At 52.0% G+C, this 15032-nt stretch carries 17 protein-coding genes and 2 riboswitches; of the genes, 6 read left to right on the forward strand and 11 right to left on the reverse strand.

What is annotated here, in order from left to right; all coding sequences use genetic code 11:
* Nucleotides 1–21: 21 nt before the first annotated feature.
* A complete protein-coding gene (locus Q0L26_RS05250) occupies nucleotides 22–147 on the reverse strand; it encodes a hypothetical protein (protein ID WP_296648378.1) in 126 nt (41 codons plus the stop codon).
* 115 nt (nucleotides 148–262) lie between these two features.
* A riboswitch (ZMP/ZTP riboswitch) is annotated at nucleotides 263–342 on the forward strand.
* A 26-nt stretch (nucleotides 343–368) separates the two neighbouring features.
* Here Q0L26_RS05250 and glyA point away from each other — a divergent pair.
* Nucleotides 369–1649 (forward strand): serine hydroxymethyltransferase, encoded by a 1281-nt coding sequence (gene glyA / locus Q0L26_RS05255; protein ID WP_296648380.1) that lies wholly within the window; start codon nucleotides 369–371, stop codon nucleotides 1647–1649.
* A gap of 19 nt (nucleotides 1650–1668) precedes the next feature.
* Nucleotides 1669–2544 carry a bifunctional methylenetetrahydrofolate dehydrogenase/methenyltetrahydrofolate cyclohydrolase gene (locus tag Q0L26_RS05260; RefSeq protein ID WP_296648382.1) on the forward strand — a complete coding sequence of 292 codons (876 nt, stop codon included), beginning with the start codon at nucleotides 1669–1671 and terminating at the stop codon, nucleotides 2542–2544.
* Here Q0L26_RS05260 and Q0L26_RS05265 read toward each other — a convergent pair.
* Nucleotides 2541–4352 (reverse strand): ABC transporter ATP-binding protein, encoded by a 1812-nt coding sequence (locus Q0L26_RS05265; RefSeq protein WP_296648385.1) that lies wholly within the window; start codon nucleotides 4350–4352, stop codon nucleotides 2541–2543. The genes Q0L26_RS05260 and Q0L26_RS05265 overlap by 4 nt on opposite strands.
* Nucleotides 4353–4359: 7 nt before the next feature.
* Entirely contained in the window at nucleotides 4360–5223 is an 864-nt protein-coding gene (locus Q0L26_RS05270; RefSeq protein WP_296648388.1) for a hypothetical protein, read from the reverse strand.
* An 86-nt stretch (nucleotides 5224–5309) separates the two neighbouring features.
* On the opposite strand from Q0L26_RS05270, the gene Q0L26_RS05275 reads away from it, so the two are divergent.
* From Q0L26_RS05275 to Q0L26_RS05290, 4 genes are all read left to right on the forward strand, one after another.
* A complete protein-coding gene (locus tag Q0L26_RS05275) occupies nucleotides 5310–6224 on the forward strand; it encodes an ATP-binding cassette domain-containing protein (RefSeq protein WP_296648418.1) in 915 nt (304 codons plus the stop codon).
* 1 nt (nucleotide 6225) lies between these two features.
* A complete protein-coding gene (locus Q0L26_RS05280; RefSeq protein WP_296648390.1) occupies nucleotides 6226–7080 on the forward strand; it encodes an ABC transporter permease in 855 nt (284 codons plus the stop codon).
* On the forward strand, nucleotides 7077–7922 hold the full coding sequence (locus tag Q0L26_RS05285) for an ABC transporter permease (protein ID WP_296648393.1): 846 nt from the start codon (nucleotides 7077–7079) through the stop codon (nucleotides 7920–7922). Before Q0L26_RS05280 ends, Q0L26_RS05285 begins: the two co-directional genes overlap by 4 nt.
* 247 nt (nucleotides 7923–8169) lie before the next feature.
* Entirely contained in the window at nucleotides 8170–8439 is a 270-nt protein-coding gene (locus Q0L26_RS05290) for a helix-turn-helix transcriptional regulator (protein WP_296648395.1), read from the forward strand.
* On the opposite strand, the gene Q0L26_RS05295 is transcribed toward Q0L26_RS05290, so the two are convergent.
* From Q0L26_RS05295 to Q0L26_RS05330, 8 genes are all read right to left on the reverse strand, one after another.
* A complete protein-coding gene (locus Q0L26_RS05295) occupies nucleotides 8416–8655 on the reverse strand; it encodes a hypothetical protein (RefSeq protein WP_296648397.1) in 240 nt (79 codons plus the stop codon). The genes Q0L26_RS05290 and Q0L26_RS05295 overlap by 24 nt on opposite strands.
* 112 nt (nucleotides 8656–8767) lie before the next feature.
* Entirely contained in the window at nucleotides 8768–9139 is a 372-nt protein-coding gene (locus tag Q0L26_RS05300) for a hypothetical protein (RefSeq protein WP_296648400.1), read from the reverse strand.
* A gap of 3 nt (nucleotides 9140–9142) precedes the next feature.
* The gene (ribH, locus tag Q0L26_RS05305) at nucleotides 9143–9598 is read right to left on the reverse strand and encodes a 6,7-dimethyl-8-ribityllumazine synthase (RefSeq protein WP_296648402.1); all 456 of its coding nucleotides are present in this window, start codon (nucleotides 9596–9598) and stop codon (nucleotides 9143–9145) included.
* A complete protein-coding gene (ribB, locus tag Q0L26_RS05310; protein ID WP_296648405.1) occupies nucleotides 9595–10830 on the reverse strand; it encodes a 3,4-dihydroxy-2-butanone-4-phosphate synthase in 1236 nt (411 codons plus the stop codon). Before ribB ends, ribH begins: the two co-directional genes overlap by 4 nt.
* The gene (locus Q0L26_RS05315) at nucleotides 10830–11426 is read right to left on the reverse strand and encodes a riboflavin synthase (RefSeq protein WP_296648409.1); all 597 of its coding nucleotides are present in this window, start codon (nucleotides 11424–11426) and stop codon (nucleotides 10830–10832) included. The genes ribB and Q0L26_RS05315 overlap by 1 nt, the downstream gene beginning before the upstream one ends.
* Complete coding sequence (gene ribD, locus Q0L26_RS05320) at nucleotides 11426–12454, reverse strand: bifunctional diaminohydroxyphosphoribosylaminopyrimidine deaminase/5-amino-6-(5-phosphoribosylamino)uracil reductase RibD (protein WP_296648410.1); 1029 nt, start codon at nucleotides 12452–12454, stop codon at nucleotides 11426–11428. Before ribD ends, Q0L26_RS05315 begins: the two co-directional genes overlap by 1 nt.
* A gap of 73 nt (nucleotides 12455–12527) precedes the next feature.
* A riboswitch (FMN riboswitch) is annotated at nucleotides 12528–12696 on the reverse strand.
* Between the two features lie 45 nt (nucleotides 12697–12741).
* A complete protein-coding gene (gene trpS, locus Q0L26_RS05325) occupies nucleotides 12742–13746 on the reverse strand; it encodes a tryptophan--tRNA ligase (RefSeq protein WP_296648413.1) in 1005 nt (334 codons plus the stop codon).
* 9 nt (nucleotides 13747–13755) lie between these two features.
* On the reverse strand, nucleotides 13756–14556 hold the full coding sequence (locus Q0L26_RS05330; RefSeq protein WP_296648415.1) for an exodeoxyribonuclease III: 801 nt from the start codon (nucleotides 14554–14556) through the stop codon (nucleotides 13756–13758).
* Nucleotides 14557–15032: the final 476 nt, after the last annotated feature.

The following is a 15032-nucleotide window of genomic DNA, read 5'->3' on the forward strand; positions in this document are numbered from 1 at the left end:
CGTGATTAAAAAGATGAACGCTTAGTCAAGGATGTCTTCGCCGCGTTTACGAGCGGCGACAATCTGCACGAGAACCCAAACCGACAAGATCAGCCCCGAGATGATCATCACTGCTCCAATGATTACTGGAAGCGGTAGTTGCTGCATTTTTTATTTCCTATGCTTGATTTCCCCTCCCTGCAGTCTAGTGTTCGTTTTGCGTAATACTCCTGAGGCCAAAGGGCCTTTCTTGTTCAGTCGCCGAGCCTTGAAAATGTTAGGATTTAGGTATCGCAACTGGCGCTAAAGATGGGTATCCATCATGGAGCGAAGACATTTTGGTCGTGCGCCTGGGCCAAGACAAACTACTTGTATAAAGGGGTTAACTCATGTCACAGCTTCCAACTACTTTCAACTCACCACTTAGTGAAACCGACCCAGAGATCGCCGCAGTTCTTGCAGCCGAACTTGATCGTCAGCGCCACACTCTCGAAATGATTGCCAGCGAAAACTTTGTTTCTCGCGGTGTTCTTGAGGCACAGGGTTCAGTTCTAACCAACAAATATGCCGAGGGTTACCCTGGCAAGCGCTACTACGGTGGTTGCGAAGCCGTTGACGTTGCCGAGAACCTAGCCCGCGACCGCGCTAAGGCCCTTTTCGGTGCCGAGCACGCAAACGTTCAGCCTCACTCGGGCGCGTCAGCCAACGCGGCTGTTTTGATGGCCTTGGCTAACCCTGGCGACCGCATCCTTGGTCTAGAGCTTGCACACGGTGGCCACCTAACCCACGGTATGCGTCTCAACTTCTCAGGCAAAATGTACGAAGCTCACGCTTATGAGCTAAACCCAGAAACCCACCTTGTCGACATGGACATCGTTCGTGCTCGCGCACACGAGGTAAAGCCAGCCGTAATCATCGCTGGTTGGTCCGCTTACTCTCGTCACCTTGACTTTGCCGAATTCCGCAAAATTGCCGACGAGGTTGGCGCCAAGCTTTGGGTAGACATGGCTCACTTCGCTGGCCTTGTTGCCGCTGGCCTGCACCCAAGCCCAGTTCCTTTTGCCGATGTTGTTTCAACCACCGTTCACAAGACTCTTGCTGGCCCACGCTCAGGTCTGATTCTTTGCAAGGCTGAATACGCCAAGAAAATTGACTCAGCTGTTTTCCCTGGCCAGCAGGGTGGTCCATTGATGCACGTGATCGCAGCAAAGGCTGTTGCTTTCAAGGCAGCTGCCACGGATGAATTCAAAGACCGTCAGAAGCGCACTATTGAAGGTGCTGCAATCATTGCTAATCGCTTGATGCAGGCTGATGTAACCGCAAATGGCGTTCAGGTTCTGACCGGCGGCACTCAGGTTCACCTGGTCTTGGTTGACCTTCGCAACGCACCGATCAATGGTCAAGAGACTGAAGACCTTCTTCACGATGTCGGCATCACTGTGAACCGCAACTCGGTTCCTAACGACCCACGTCCACCTATGGTTACCTCAGGTGTTCGTATTGGTACTCCGGCTCTTGCCACTCGTGGTTTCGGTGCTGCAGAATTCACCGAAGTTGCCGAGATCATTGCAGGCGTTTTGGTGCCAAACCCAGACATCGAGGCACTTCGTGCTCGCACTCGCAAGCTAACCGAGGCATTCCCGCTATACAGCGGCCTTGAGAACTGGTAGTCAGGTCTAGGTAATCACCGTGACTGCTATCAAACTTGACGGTTTAGCAACTGCAAAGGCCATCAAGGCTGAGCTTGCTGAGCGGGTAATCGGGCTAAAGCAACTAGGCATCACTCCAGGCCTAGGAACACTTTTAGTTGGCGATGACCCAGGTTCGCACTCGTATGTTGCCGGTAAACACCGCGACTGCGCAGAGGTCGGCATTCACTCCATTCGAGTTGATTTGCCAGCCTCGGCTTCGGCAAATGATGTTCGTGCAGCATTGCGCGATCTAAACCAGGCCCGCGACGTTACCGGTTACATCGTTCAGTTGCCTTTGCCTTTTGGCATCGACACCAACGAGATGCTTGAGCTTATTGACCCAAATAAAGACGCGGATGGCCTTCACCCGACCAACCTTGGTCGATTGGTGCTCGGAGTCTCTGGCGAGCTTAATTCTCCATTGCCCTGCACGCCGGCCGGCATCGTTGAGTTGCTGAATCGCTACGAGGTGCCAACTCGCGGAGCTGAAGTTGCCGTAATCGGTCGCGGTGTGACCGTTGGTCGCCCGCTTGGCTTGCTAATGACTCGCAAGGGAATCGATTCAACAGTCACGCTTTTGCACTCAGCCAGCCGCGATCTTGAACACGCAGTTAAGCGTGCCGACATCGTGATTGCTGCACTCGGAGTCGCTCACTTTGTTCAACCTGAGTGGATCAAACCCGGCGCTGCCGTTCTAGATGTTGGAATTACTCGCGTTGAGGCAACTTCAGCAGATGACAAGGCTCGTTTGGTTGGAGATGTTGACCCTCGTGTTGCTGAGGTTGCTGGTTGGCTATCGCCAAACCCTGGCGGTGTCGGCCCGATGACTCGAGCCATGTTGGTCAAAAACGTGGTTGACGCGGCTTCTCGCTAAACCAACAATTGCTGCTTGGCTAGTTTTTTATAGAGCGGAGTGCTTGCAACCAACTCGCTGTGAGTTCCAACTCCAACAACTTGGCCATTCTCCAAAACAATAATTTGATCGCTGTCTACAACTGTCGAAAGTCGGTGGGCAATGACCAGCAAAGTTCTGTTTTTTGCAACCGAGTCGATGGCCTCGCGCATTTTTTGTTCGTTCAATCCGTCAAGAGCCGAAGTCGATTCGTCTAGCAGCAGAATTGGTGGGGCAGCCAACAGCGCTCGTGCAATCGCTAATCGCTGACGCTCGCCGCCAGAAAGCATGATTCCATTTTCGCCAACCTCTGCATCAAGACCACGGCTATCGCGTTCCAAAACCTCGGTCAAGTTCACCTCGGCCAAAACGGCGGTTAGCTGTTCATCCGTGGCATCTGGCGAACCAATGGTTAGGTTGGCGCGAATTGAGCCGGCAAGCACCGGTGCATCTTGTTCAACATAGCCAATTTGCGATCTGAGCGCCTCGCGGCTGATGTCGGTAACCTTCTGCCCATCGAGCAAAATCTGCCCACCGCTAGGTTCATAGAATCTCTCGATGAGCGAGAAAACGGTCGACTTGCCCGAACCAGATGGCCCAACCAACGCAACCCGTGAACCACGTTTGATTTCGAAGCTTACGTTTTGCAAGACCTCGCGACTTTCAGGCAGAGGGTTCTCGGCAGTGGCCGGCGGCGCCGCATAACCGAACGAAACGTTGGCAAATTCAATAGCCGTGTCATTTACAGCTTTTGCAGATGCGGTCTTGGTTTGCTCTGATTCCTCGAGTGGTAGATCCAAAATCTCTTGGATGCGAGCAAGTGCGCCTAAGCCAGATTGAACCGAGCTATAGGCACCGAATGCTTGACCCAATGGGCGAATCATCTGGAACATCAAGAGAATGAACATGACCAAGCTGGCTACCGAAGTTGTGCCGGTTGCGACTCGGTAGCCGCCAACACCGAGCACAACAATGAAGGCACCGTTCATGGCAAGGCCTGCGATTGGCGTAATCATCGAATTGATTTTGGCAATCTTTACGCCCTGCTTATACGCCTCGGCGGCATCGGTGACAATGAGGTCGCTCTCTCGCTTTTCAGCGCGGGCCGCACGAATTGTTCGCACGGCTGAGAGTGCGCGTTCGACCGCGGCTGCCATGTCACCCACTCTTTGCTGGGCCTTTGTGGTGGCAGAGCGCACCTGGCGCGCTGTGATCACGATCGAGATGATTGCAAAGACAACCATCAAAAGCGTTAGCCCGAGCAACACCGGGTCGATGATCGCCATGGCAATCAGCGAGCCTACAAAAATCAGCACGCCACCAACTGCATCAACTAGACCCTGGGTTAGAACTGCACGAAGCAATGTTGTGTCTGAACCAACCCGCGATACCAAATCGCCGGTGCGACGAAGGTCATATTCGTGAATGGGCAATCTAAGCAAACGCTTGGCAAGTTTCTGCCGGGCCGATAGCACAACGCCTTCGCCGGCTTTTGAAAGTACGTAATACATCAAACCGCCGGTGATGGCGCTGCCCAGAATCACTGCCACCAATAGGGCAACCAAGCCGCCCATTGGTTTTGATTCCTGAACCGCAGTAATTACCTGGCCAACGACAAGTGGTTGAGCGAGGCTAATTGCTGCTCCAAATACCGACAGTGCCATTGCAGTCCACAGAGCAGGTTTGTGCTCGAGCAGGTAAGGAACCAGTTGCTTGAATTTTGCCTTCGGAGTGTTGTCGTTTGGGTTTTGACCACCGCGCGCTCCGCGGCCACCGAATCTCATGCTCATGCCTAATTCAACCTTGATTCTCTAATTGTGGATTCCCCAAAATGGCCTCGTTAAGCAGATAGTTAATCTCTGGTAGCGAAAGCGCCGGGGTGTAAGCCGTGTTTTGGTAAAACTTGGCGAAGTTTGCGTTTTGCAACGCCGAAAGCGCCTGCGGATGGTTGAGCTTCAAAAACATCCGAGTTGAATTGGGTTTTCTCTCAAATTCAGTGTGCACGCGACCGCAGCCAAAGCCAAAAATTGTGAGCGCTACGTCAGCCTCAGCCGGCGAAACCTTCGAAACGATGCCTTTGTCCTCAACTTTGACCAATGGGCGCAAGTCGCTTCGACGTTGCCAAATTTGAAAACAGGTTGCCAAGCTCGTGCGCTGCGATAGCTTTGCACCTTGTTCATCTTCGTAGTCAATTTGAATGTCATGATCGGCAACCAGGTGAAATCTTCGGTCAAGGCGATTAATCACTGACCACTTGCGCCAAGATCTCGGAACTATGAAACAGATGAACTCTGAATGGTCAGCTGCTTTGTTGAAGAACGGAATCGATAGCGAGTTATTTCTGCCAAAAGGCGGGTTTGAAATCGTTACGGCGTCTTGCACCTCAACAACAGCGTCTAAGAAATCAAACTTCACCACGGATGGATGCTTGGGCTCAATGTCGAACGAAATCACACTCTTGGCGCCAGCTTTTTCAGCGGCTTTGATGAATGCCCCGGTGCCTCCGGCGGGCTCGAGGACGCTTCTGTTGCGAAGGTCTGCCACCACAGCTTGCACTTCAACCATGAGCGCAGTCGCAAGGTTGAATGGTGTGTAGTACTGCTCTTTGCCGGTCACTCGGGTATTGCCGAGTTTGACTTTGGATGGCGGGTTTGCAGGCACGTTTTATAGGCTATCAGTGCTAGTCTGAAGGGCTGCCCCGAAGCGAAATTGAAGACGAGTTAGGAACTGCCTTGTCAGAAGAAATCATGATCAAAGCCACTGATCTCACCAAGTCATACGGTGATTTCATTGCTGTTGACGGAATCAACTTCGAGATTAGACGTGGCGAATCTTTTGGACTACTCGGGCCAAACGGTGCTGGTAAGTCGACCACCATGAAAATGATTGCATCGGTGTCACAACGCACCTCGGGTGGTCTAGAAATTCTGGGACTTGACCCAAATAAGCGTGGGCCAGAAATTCGTGCGCACCTGGGTGTTGTTCCGCAGCAAGACAACCTCGACCGCGAACTGACCGTCTCAGAGAACCTCTATGTCTATGGTCGCTACTTTGGCCTGAGTCGCAAATTTTTGAAAACTAAGGTTCAAGACCTTCTTGAGTTCGCTCAACTTGCCGATAAAGCCAAGTCAAAATCTGAAGAACTCTCGGGTGGAATGAAGCGCCGACTAACCATCGCGCGCGCACTCGTGAACGAACCAGAAATCTTCATGCTAGATGAGCCAACCACCGGTCTAGACCCGCAGGCCCGGCACATTCTTTGGGATCGCCTGTTCCGTTTGAAAGAACAGGGCGTGACCCTGGTAATCACGACTCACTACATGGATGAAGCCGAACAGCTGTGTGATCGACTAATCGTCATGGACAAAGGCAAAATCATGGCCGAGGGTTCACCTGCTGAACTCATCCGGTCATATTCGAGCCGCGAGGTGCTCGAGGTTCGCTTTGGTTCAAGCAAGAATGCCGAAGTAGCCGAGCAGATTCGCGGCTTGGGCGATCGCATCGAGGTGTTGCCAGACCGAATCTTGGTTTATGCAGAAGATGGCGAAGCTGAATTGGCCAAGATTCACAAACTCGGGCTTGAACCGCTGACTTCTTTGGTTCGACGTAGCTCACTCGAAGATGTCTTCTTGCGACTAACCGGTAGAACGCTGGTTGAGTAACGTGAGCGTTGAAAAGGCAGTACACGCCAGCGCTTGGCAGGGCTCTAGGGTCCTTGTAAATTCTGATAAAAATCGCCGGTTTGCCTGGTGGTATTTAGCGGAATACCGCGTGCGTCACATGCGCAAGTGGGCTACGGCGATTCTAATCTTTGGCATCGGCAACCCAATTTTGTATTTATTTTCGATTGGCCTAGGAATCGGCGCACTGGTTGATGCCAATTCCGGCGGTGCCGGAGTCGACGGGGTTCCTTACCTAACTTTTCTAGCTCCAGCCCTGCTTGCGTCTGCTGCTATCCAAGGTGCCCAGGATGAAACCGTGTTTCCGGTAATGCAGGGTTTTATTTGGGATAAAGGTTTCTTTGCAGTCAATTCAACTCCGGTGAGCTCGCGAGATATTGTTCACGGAGTTTTGACCGCCGCGTTGATTAGAACCTTGATCACTACTGCAATCTATGAACTTGTGCTGCTCGGTTTCGGCGGCATCACGCTTGCCAATATGTTGCCAATGTACGTGACGGCAATCCTGGCTGCAATGGCCTACAGCTGCGTGATGGTCGGAATGGCGGGATATGCCAGCGAAAACGGTTCTTTTATGGAGGTCGTGCAGCGTCTGATCATCTTTCCAATGTTCATGTTCTCGGGCACCTTTTATCCAATCGAAACCACTCCGATCTATCTCCAGTGGTTTGGCTGGATCTCTCCGCTTTGGCACGCAACAGATCTCTCACGTGCCATCAGCTATGGGCACAGCATTGAGCCGTGGGTCCTGGTCGTTCACATCGCCTACTTGGCGCTTTGGGCTGTAGTGGGCCTGGCTATCGCCTATCCAAAATTCGCCAAGAGGTTGTCAGCATGAGTTTCGTAAATAGCGCCGTGACGGCCGCGGTTGCCAACGCAGAACGACGACAGAAGAATGCGCTTGCCGGTGTTTACTCTGGGCGAAGCAGAGTGGTGCTTCAGCGTGGATTCTTTGCTCTTCGAACCAGCAATCTGGTGGCTGTGGCAACCGGCTTCTTAGAGCCACTGTTCTTCTTGCTTGCATTTGGGTTCGGTTTAGGCGCACTGGTTGGCGGAATTACCGATGGGTCAGGCAAAGAAGTAACTTTTGCGGCTTATATCGCACCAGCGCTTTTAGCGACCTCGGCGATGAATGGCGCAATTTTTGACAGCACCTGGAATGTCTATTTCAAAATGCACTTCGCCAAGCTTTACGAGAGCATGCTTGCAACCTCGCTTGGGCCATTGGATGTAGCCCTTGGTGAAATTGCTTGGGCGCTGGTTCGTGGTGCCATGTATGCGATCAGCTTCATGTTCATCATGTGGCCACTTGGCTTGATCCCAAGTTGGTGGGGCTTACTGGCCATCCCAGGTGCTGTTTTGATCGCCTTTGGTTTTTCATCGGTGGGTATGGCTGTGACCTCATATTTGAAGTCCTTCCACCAGATGAACTACGTGAACTTCTTCATGTTGCCGATGTTCTTGTTTTCGGGCACTTTTTACCCACTGAGCGTCTACCCAGAGTGGTTGCAGGCCCTTATTCAGGCGATGCCACTTTGGCATGCAATTCAACTCGAACGTGCATTCACGCTCGGCACCATTGGTCCTGAACTGTTCGGGCACATTCTTTACTTTGCTGTCATGATCGTGGTTGGTTTGGTCTTCACAACCAAGCGACTCACAGCCCTCTTTATGCGCTAAGGGCGAAAAGAAGTTGCCATTAATTTGTTGTGAATAAGCAACAAATTACTTAACCTTTCTAATGGCGCTGAATACTTCCCCATTCCCCAATGGGTTTCAGCGCTTTAAGGACGCCCGTCGATCGCCCCCCGGTTTTCGGCGGGCGTTCAATTTCGAAATCATTACTTTTCCAGCAAATCGCTGATGGTTATCCACAAGCGGGTAGATTTGAACTTGTAGCGATACCCCTCATAGCTTGGATGAATCAATGGAAATTTTTGGCCCTGAAGAATCTAGTTCTTGGCTTCGCGAGCAAATGCTGGCCCGAGAAATTGAAACCTTTGATGAGCTTCAGGATAAAACCGGTATCCATAAGGGAAATCTCTCACGGTACTTCCGCCAGCAGCAGAGCCCTTCGGTGCGAGTAATCCCGGCTTTATGTGACGCCCTTGGATGTTCTCCGCACTCACTTTTGATTGGCTTGGGTGTAATCGCACCTTCTGATGAAGATGTCCTAGCTTTTCAGCTTGACGATTAGCAGTTCGCCCTCAACTTCAAAGCTCCTGGATAGGTCATCTCGTGACCAAATGTCCATGGCCTCAATAGCAACCTCGTGATCAACGCCTAAGTCGGTCAGGGTGCGCCGCAAGTTTGTTTTCGTTTCGCGCATTGAAACGTGAATGCGCAAAAGATCTTGCGAAACGTTTTCAATCCATATTTCAATTGGTTCTTGGTGAACGGCAAGTTCAATCATTCGGCCCCCTTCCGTTTTGTTGCGTATAAGCAACATATTATGACGGTTTACCCATTCCACAAATGAAAAAAGGGGCCCGCGCTATCGCGCGAGCCCCTTTCGAGTCATCTAATTACTCGACTGTTACTCCAGTGATTACTGCAATCGAAAGATTAACCACGGTCAAAAGCAAGATAGTTGGAACAGCCCACTTAGGTGCGGTTTCCTTCTTCGAGAAGGTGTAGGCGATGAAGAAGATACCGATAATTCCGAGACCCTTGATTGAGATCACGAGATTGTTCACGGTCTCATCAGCTGCATAGACCAGACCAGTAAGAACCACGCCGGTGAGCAGCGACAACCAGGCGCCGTGAATCACGGCCGAGGTAACTGGTGCTCCAGTTTTGAAGTTCTTGGTTTGGCTTAGTGTGCCAGACATAATCGAGGCAAAGCCAAGCAGGTGCAACACCAAGGTGATGCGAATAATGATTTCTAGAATTTCCATATTTTAGAGTCTAGCCATCAAGACCGCTGCTTCTACAGCCTCGGCACCCTTGTCTTCTTTTGAGCCTTCAAGGCCTGCACGGTCAAGTGCCTGCTGCTCGTTATCCACGGTCAAGAGCCCAAAGCCAACCGGAACGCCACTGTCAAGTTGCACTCGGTTCAGTCCATCGGTCGCAGCGCTGCAGACGTAATCAAAGTGTGGGGTTTCTCCCTGAATAACGACACCCAGTGCGATGACAGCATCCGCACCGGCATCGATTGCCTTTTGTGCTCCCAGCGGAAGCTCAAATGCGCCGGGGACTCGCCAAATCTCGTAGGTGTCGTTGCCGGCGGCTTTCAGCGCGCGTTCGGCACCGGCAAGCAAACCACCGGTAATTTGGTCATGCCAACTGGTTACAACAATCGCAATCTGAAGACCTGATGCGTCGATTGCTAGTTTTGGGGCTCCCGCTCCACTCATTCTTTTACCTCCGGAATAAGGTGTCCCATGCGGGCACGTTTGGTTTCTAAATATTGCTCGTTTTCGTCAGCTTTTCCGACGATCACCGGCACATAAGAGTTCACCGGAATTCCTGCGGCAACTAGGTAGCCGCTCTTCGCCGGGTTGTTGGTCATCAGGCGAACGCTGCTAACGCCCAGATCGCGCAAAATTGCAACTGCGGCACCGTACTCACGATTTTCGCTCGGTAGTCCGAGCGCAAGGTTCGCATCCACGGTGTCTAGCCCGGTGTCTTGCAAAGCGTAGGCCTTGAGTTTGTTCAGCAGGCCGATGCCTCGGCCTTCTTGGCCTCGCAGATAAATCACTACGCCACCGCGTGGGTCTCGGGCAATCTCATCCAAGGCAAAATCTAGCTGCGGGCCACATTCACACTTCAATGAGCCAAAAGCCTCACCAGTGATGCACTCGCTGTGCATGCGAACCAGCACGTCGTCGCCGGTAGGGTTGCCCGAAATGATTGCAACGTGATCAGCAGTGGTTTTGATGTCGTAGTAGCCGCGCACTTTGAATTCACCGTGGGTGGTCGGCAGTTTTGCCTCGGCCTCTAGGCGAATTCGGTTGTTCGGTCGCTCCGCCGAAAACTCAATTTCACCCTGACGGTATTCAACCAATTGGGCGATAGTAATTACTGGGATGCCCTCTTCTGTGCCAATTTCTAGAAGGCGCGGCAGGCGGGTCATGGTGCCATCGGTTTCGGTCATTTCGCCGATGACGCCAACAGGGTTTAGCCCAGCTAGCTTCAAAAGGTCAACGGTTGCTTCGGTGTGGCCAGGTCTAGCCAACACACCTTCGTGGTGCGCACGCAGCGGAATAATGTGACCCGGTCTGAGTAGGTCTCCAGGTTCAGTGGCTGGGTCAGCTAGGGCCTGCAGTGTCAACGCGCGATCTCCAGCACTAATTCCAGTTGTTGTACCCGCTGCTACGTCCACTGAAATCGTGTATTGAGTGCGAAGACGGTCCTGGTTTGATTTAGCCATGAGCGGCAAATCAAGACGGTTAGCAATTTGCTCGGTCATTGGTGCACAAAGATAACCAGAAGTTCTTCTAATCATCCAGGCAATCCATTCAGGGGTCGCAAACTCAGCGGCCATAACTGCGTCGCCTTCATTTTCGCGGTTCTCATCGTCAGCCACCAAGATCGGCTTACCTGCGCGAAGCGCGTCAAGTGCTTGTTCGATAGTTGCTAGTGCCATTAAATGTTTCTCGCTTCTAGAAGGCGCTCGATGTGTTTTGCCATCACATCAGCTTCGACATTTACCTTGTCGCCAGGTTTCTTTGATCCAAGTGTGGTTAGAGCCAGGGTCTCTGGAATCAAGCTCAGACCAAGCCAGTCATCGCCAACTTCATTGACGGTTAGTGAGACGCCATCGATGGTTATCGAGCCTTTGAGTACCACATACTTCATCAGTTCAGTCGGAACCTGAACTCGCACCCATTCCCAGTTTTCAGAAGGCTGTCGAGAAATAATTTGGCCTACGCCATCAACGTGCCCCTGAACTACGTGGCCACCAAAGCGGGTTGCTGCAGTCATCGCGCGTTCCAGATTTACCGGGTCACCAGCCTTGATTGCGTCAAGGCTAGTTAGGCGCAAAGTCTCTTGCATCACATCCGCGGTGAAGGTTTCTGCATCAAATTCAACCGCAGTTAGGCAGGTGCCATTCACTGCAATTGAGTCGCCACGCTTCACATCTGAAACCACAAGTGGGCCTCGAATCTTAAGGCGAATAGCGTCAGGCAGTTGTTCGATTGAGTCCACAGCGCCAAGTTCTTCGATAATTCCGGTGAACATTATTTCTCCCTCGGTAATGCACGGATAAACAGATCTTTCCCAAGTTTTTCCACTTGGATAAATTCAAGTTGCTGAGCCTCGCTCATGGTCGCCACGTCTAATTGCTTGATGGAAGTCTTCGGTCCACCAATCAACATCGGAGCCAGATAGACAAGGTACTCGTCTACTAGACCTAGGTTGACAAATTGGGTTGCTACCGTTGGGCCGCCTTCAATAAATAGGCTGCGAATGCCGCGGCTGAACAGCTCAGACAAAACCAGATTCATGTCTCGGGTTTCGAAGTGAACCGTTTTTGCGTCACGATTAAAAACTCGGGCAGTTGCTTCAAGCTTGCTTTCACCAACTACAACTCTCAGCGGCTGGTCTGCATATAGTGAGCCATCCTCCTGGCGAGCGGTTAGCTCCGGGTCGTCAGCAAGCACGGTTCCAGTACCAACCAAAATCGCATCAGCTTTTGAACGACGCAGGTGCACATCTGCTCTAGCTTCTGGGCCGGTAATCCACTTGCTGCTGCCATCAGGCGCAGCTGAACGACCATCAATGCTGCTGGCCCACTTGAGCAAAACATAGGGGCGCTTCAAAAAGGTGTTCACAACCCAAGGCTTGATCAAATCAAAACCGCGCACGGCCTGCACTCCAGCCAAGACTTCAATTCCCGCATCGGCCAGGGTTTGTGCTCCACCCTTTGACTTTTCACCAGGGTCGCTGGCCGCAAACACAACTCTTCCAATTCCGGCAGCGATTAGCGCTTGCGAGCAAGGGCCGGTTTTTCCGGTGTGGTTGCAGGGTTCTAGGGTTACTACAGCGGTTAGTCCGGCTGCAGAAATGCCTGCCGCCTTCAGGTTTGCAAGGGCGTCAACTTCTGCGTGGGCTGTACCAGCGCCACGGTGATATCCCTCGGCAACAATTTGCCCTGATGCATCAAGGATGACTGCGCCCACCTGTGGGTTCACTCCAAATGCTGGGCTTTGCGCAGCTAGCTCGAAGGCGCGATTCATCGCTGCTTCGAATTGCGTTTTCTGATCCATACACCCGGGTCTTCGTCTAAAGTGAACGAACCTCGGGGTTGAGAAAATGACGTTGACGCAAAAACGCCAACGCATCGTTCTTCTCCCATCCGGACTTTAACCGTCGGTGCTGGAATTTCACCAGCTCAACCGCCGCCTCACTCATCCTAGAAACTAGGCCTCGCTTACCAACTGAATGGCTGATGCGTCGGGTCGCGGACTTTAACCGCCGGCTCAGATTTTCACTGACCCCGAAGAACTTTGTTGCTTGTGGTGACTTGCGTCACCGATTTACTGCTGTGTCAAGGCTAACGCCTTGCAGGTATAAACCCAATTCGGTCATAGACAATTCCCAGCGTCTTTTCAGCCTGCTCATTGGCTTTAGCTGCGCCCTTGGCCAATAGTCGATCCAGCTCGGCTGGGTCAGCCAAAAGTTCGTTCGCGCGGTCGCGAATTGGTTCGATGGCACCAAGTACAACTTCGAGTACCTCGGTTTTTAACGCCCCGTAGCCCTGACCTTCAAAGTGCGCGGTCAATGATTCGACACTTTGGCCGCTAATTGCCGAGTGAATGCCCAGAAGGTTTGAGACTCCCGGCTTGTTCTCGCGGTCAAAACGCACCACGCCATCCAGGTCGGTTACCGCACTCTTGATTTTCTTAGCGATCAAAGAGCTTTCATCCATGATGTTCACCAGACCCTTTGGGTCGCCAGACTTAGACATCTTGGCTTCAGGGTTTTGCAAGTCATAAATCTTGGCTGTTTCTTTCAAAATCACAGCCTCCGGAATCACAAATGTTTCGCCGAATCTTGAATTGAATCGGTTAGCCAAATCGCGGGTCAGCTCTAGGTGCTGACGCTGATCCTCGCCAACTGGCACAGCCTTTGGTTGATAAAGAAGAATGTCTGCTGCCTGCAAAACCGGGTAAGTGAACAAACCCACGGATGCTGCGTCTGCCCCAGCCTTTTGTGACTTGTCCTTGAACTGTGTCATTCGACCAGCTTCGCCAAAACCAGTAAGGGTCATCAAGACCCAAGCCAGTTGAGCGTGGGCAGGAACATGCGACTGCACAAACAGAGCCGACTTGTTCTCGTTGATTCCGGCAGCAAGATACTGTGCCGCGGTGATTCGAGTGTTCTGACGCAACTGAGCCGGTTCCTGAGGAACGGTGATCGCGTGCAAATCGACTACACAATAAAAGGCGTTGTAGTCGTCCTGCATCTTCGTCCAGTTCACCAAAGCACCCAGATAGTTGCCCAGGTGAAGTGAACCGGCAGAAGGCTGCATGCCGCTGAGAAGGTTTGGCTTAGTCATGTCCTAATCCTAAATTGCGTAGTCAACCACTACCGGAGTGTGGTCGGTCCAGCGGGTGTCATATGAGGCAGCGCGGTGAACTTGATAATTTTCGGCTTTTGCTGCGAGCCCAGGGGTTGCCAGGTGGTAGTCAATTCGCCAACCCGCATCGGTGTCAAAGGCTTGGCCACGATAAGACCACCAGGTATAAGGTCCAGCAATTCCCGGATGAGCTGCGCGACCAACATCCACCCAGCCCTGGTCGTTCATCATGGTGTCGAAATAAGCGCGCTCTTCTGGCAAGAACCCGGCATTCTTCAGATTGCCCTTCCAGTTCTTGATGTCCAATTCGGTGTGACCAACATTCAGATCGCCAACAATAACTACATCGGCTCCTGATGCTTTCAGTTCTGCCATGCGAGCGACCATGGCATCTAAGAACTTGTATTTCTCCACCTGCTTTGGGGTGTCAACCTCACCAGAGTGCACATAGGTGCTCACTACAGTCAGTTTCTTGCCATCAAAGTCATAATCTGCCTCTAGCCAGCGACCAGCTGAATCAAAATCATCCGAGCCAAAGTCGGTTCTGGTGGCAGTTGCGGCAACCTTGCTAACCAGCGCAGCCCCGGCACGGCCCTTAGCGCTCGCGGCATCATGCAGAATGTGCCATTCGCCAGTCTCAGCAAATAGGTCGGCTAGATCCTTGGTTTCGGCGCGAACCTCTTGAAGGGCGATGATGTCGGCCCCAGAACTGTTCACCCATTCAGCCATGCCTTTTCTAAAGGCAGCACGGATGCCGTTCACATTTACTGTTGCAAGTTTGATAGCCATGCCCCAAGTCTATTAACCAGCTAGCCCACCGGTTCGACTTAGAGCCAACGAATGCCAATAGCACCTGAATTCCTAGGATGTGAGGGTGCAGCCGGGCCTAGAGCGATGATCACGAAGGGTGTTTCGAAGTTTCAAAAAACACAGGGCAAATTGGAGTTGACTTTTTCGTTACCAATGCGTAATGTTTTACCTGTTGCCCAAAGCTTGGAATGTTCTGCTTAGAACTCCGGCTCAAGAGCACAAAACCCCAGAAACCTTATAGGTCTAGGCCTTTTATTGTCTCTGGAACGAGCTTCCAAAATTCGTTTCGTGTCAGGTTTGACAAGTCTCGGTTTTATGGTAAGTTAGTGAAGTTGCCCTGGAGGCGAGTAGTGATACAGACTCCCAGGTGCATCCGATCCTTGAGAACTCAACAGCGTGCACAATGTCGATACCAAGAACCTCTTGGTTGTCCGAGCTTGCTCGGATAAGCAGAG

The organism is Rhodoluna sp. (assembly GCF_024641065.1).
In the GTDB taxonomy this organism is placed as follows: Bacteria; Actinomycetota; Actinomycetes; order Actinomycetales; family Microbacteriaceae; genus Rhodoluna.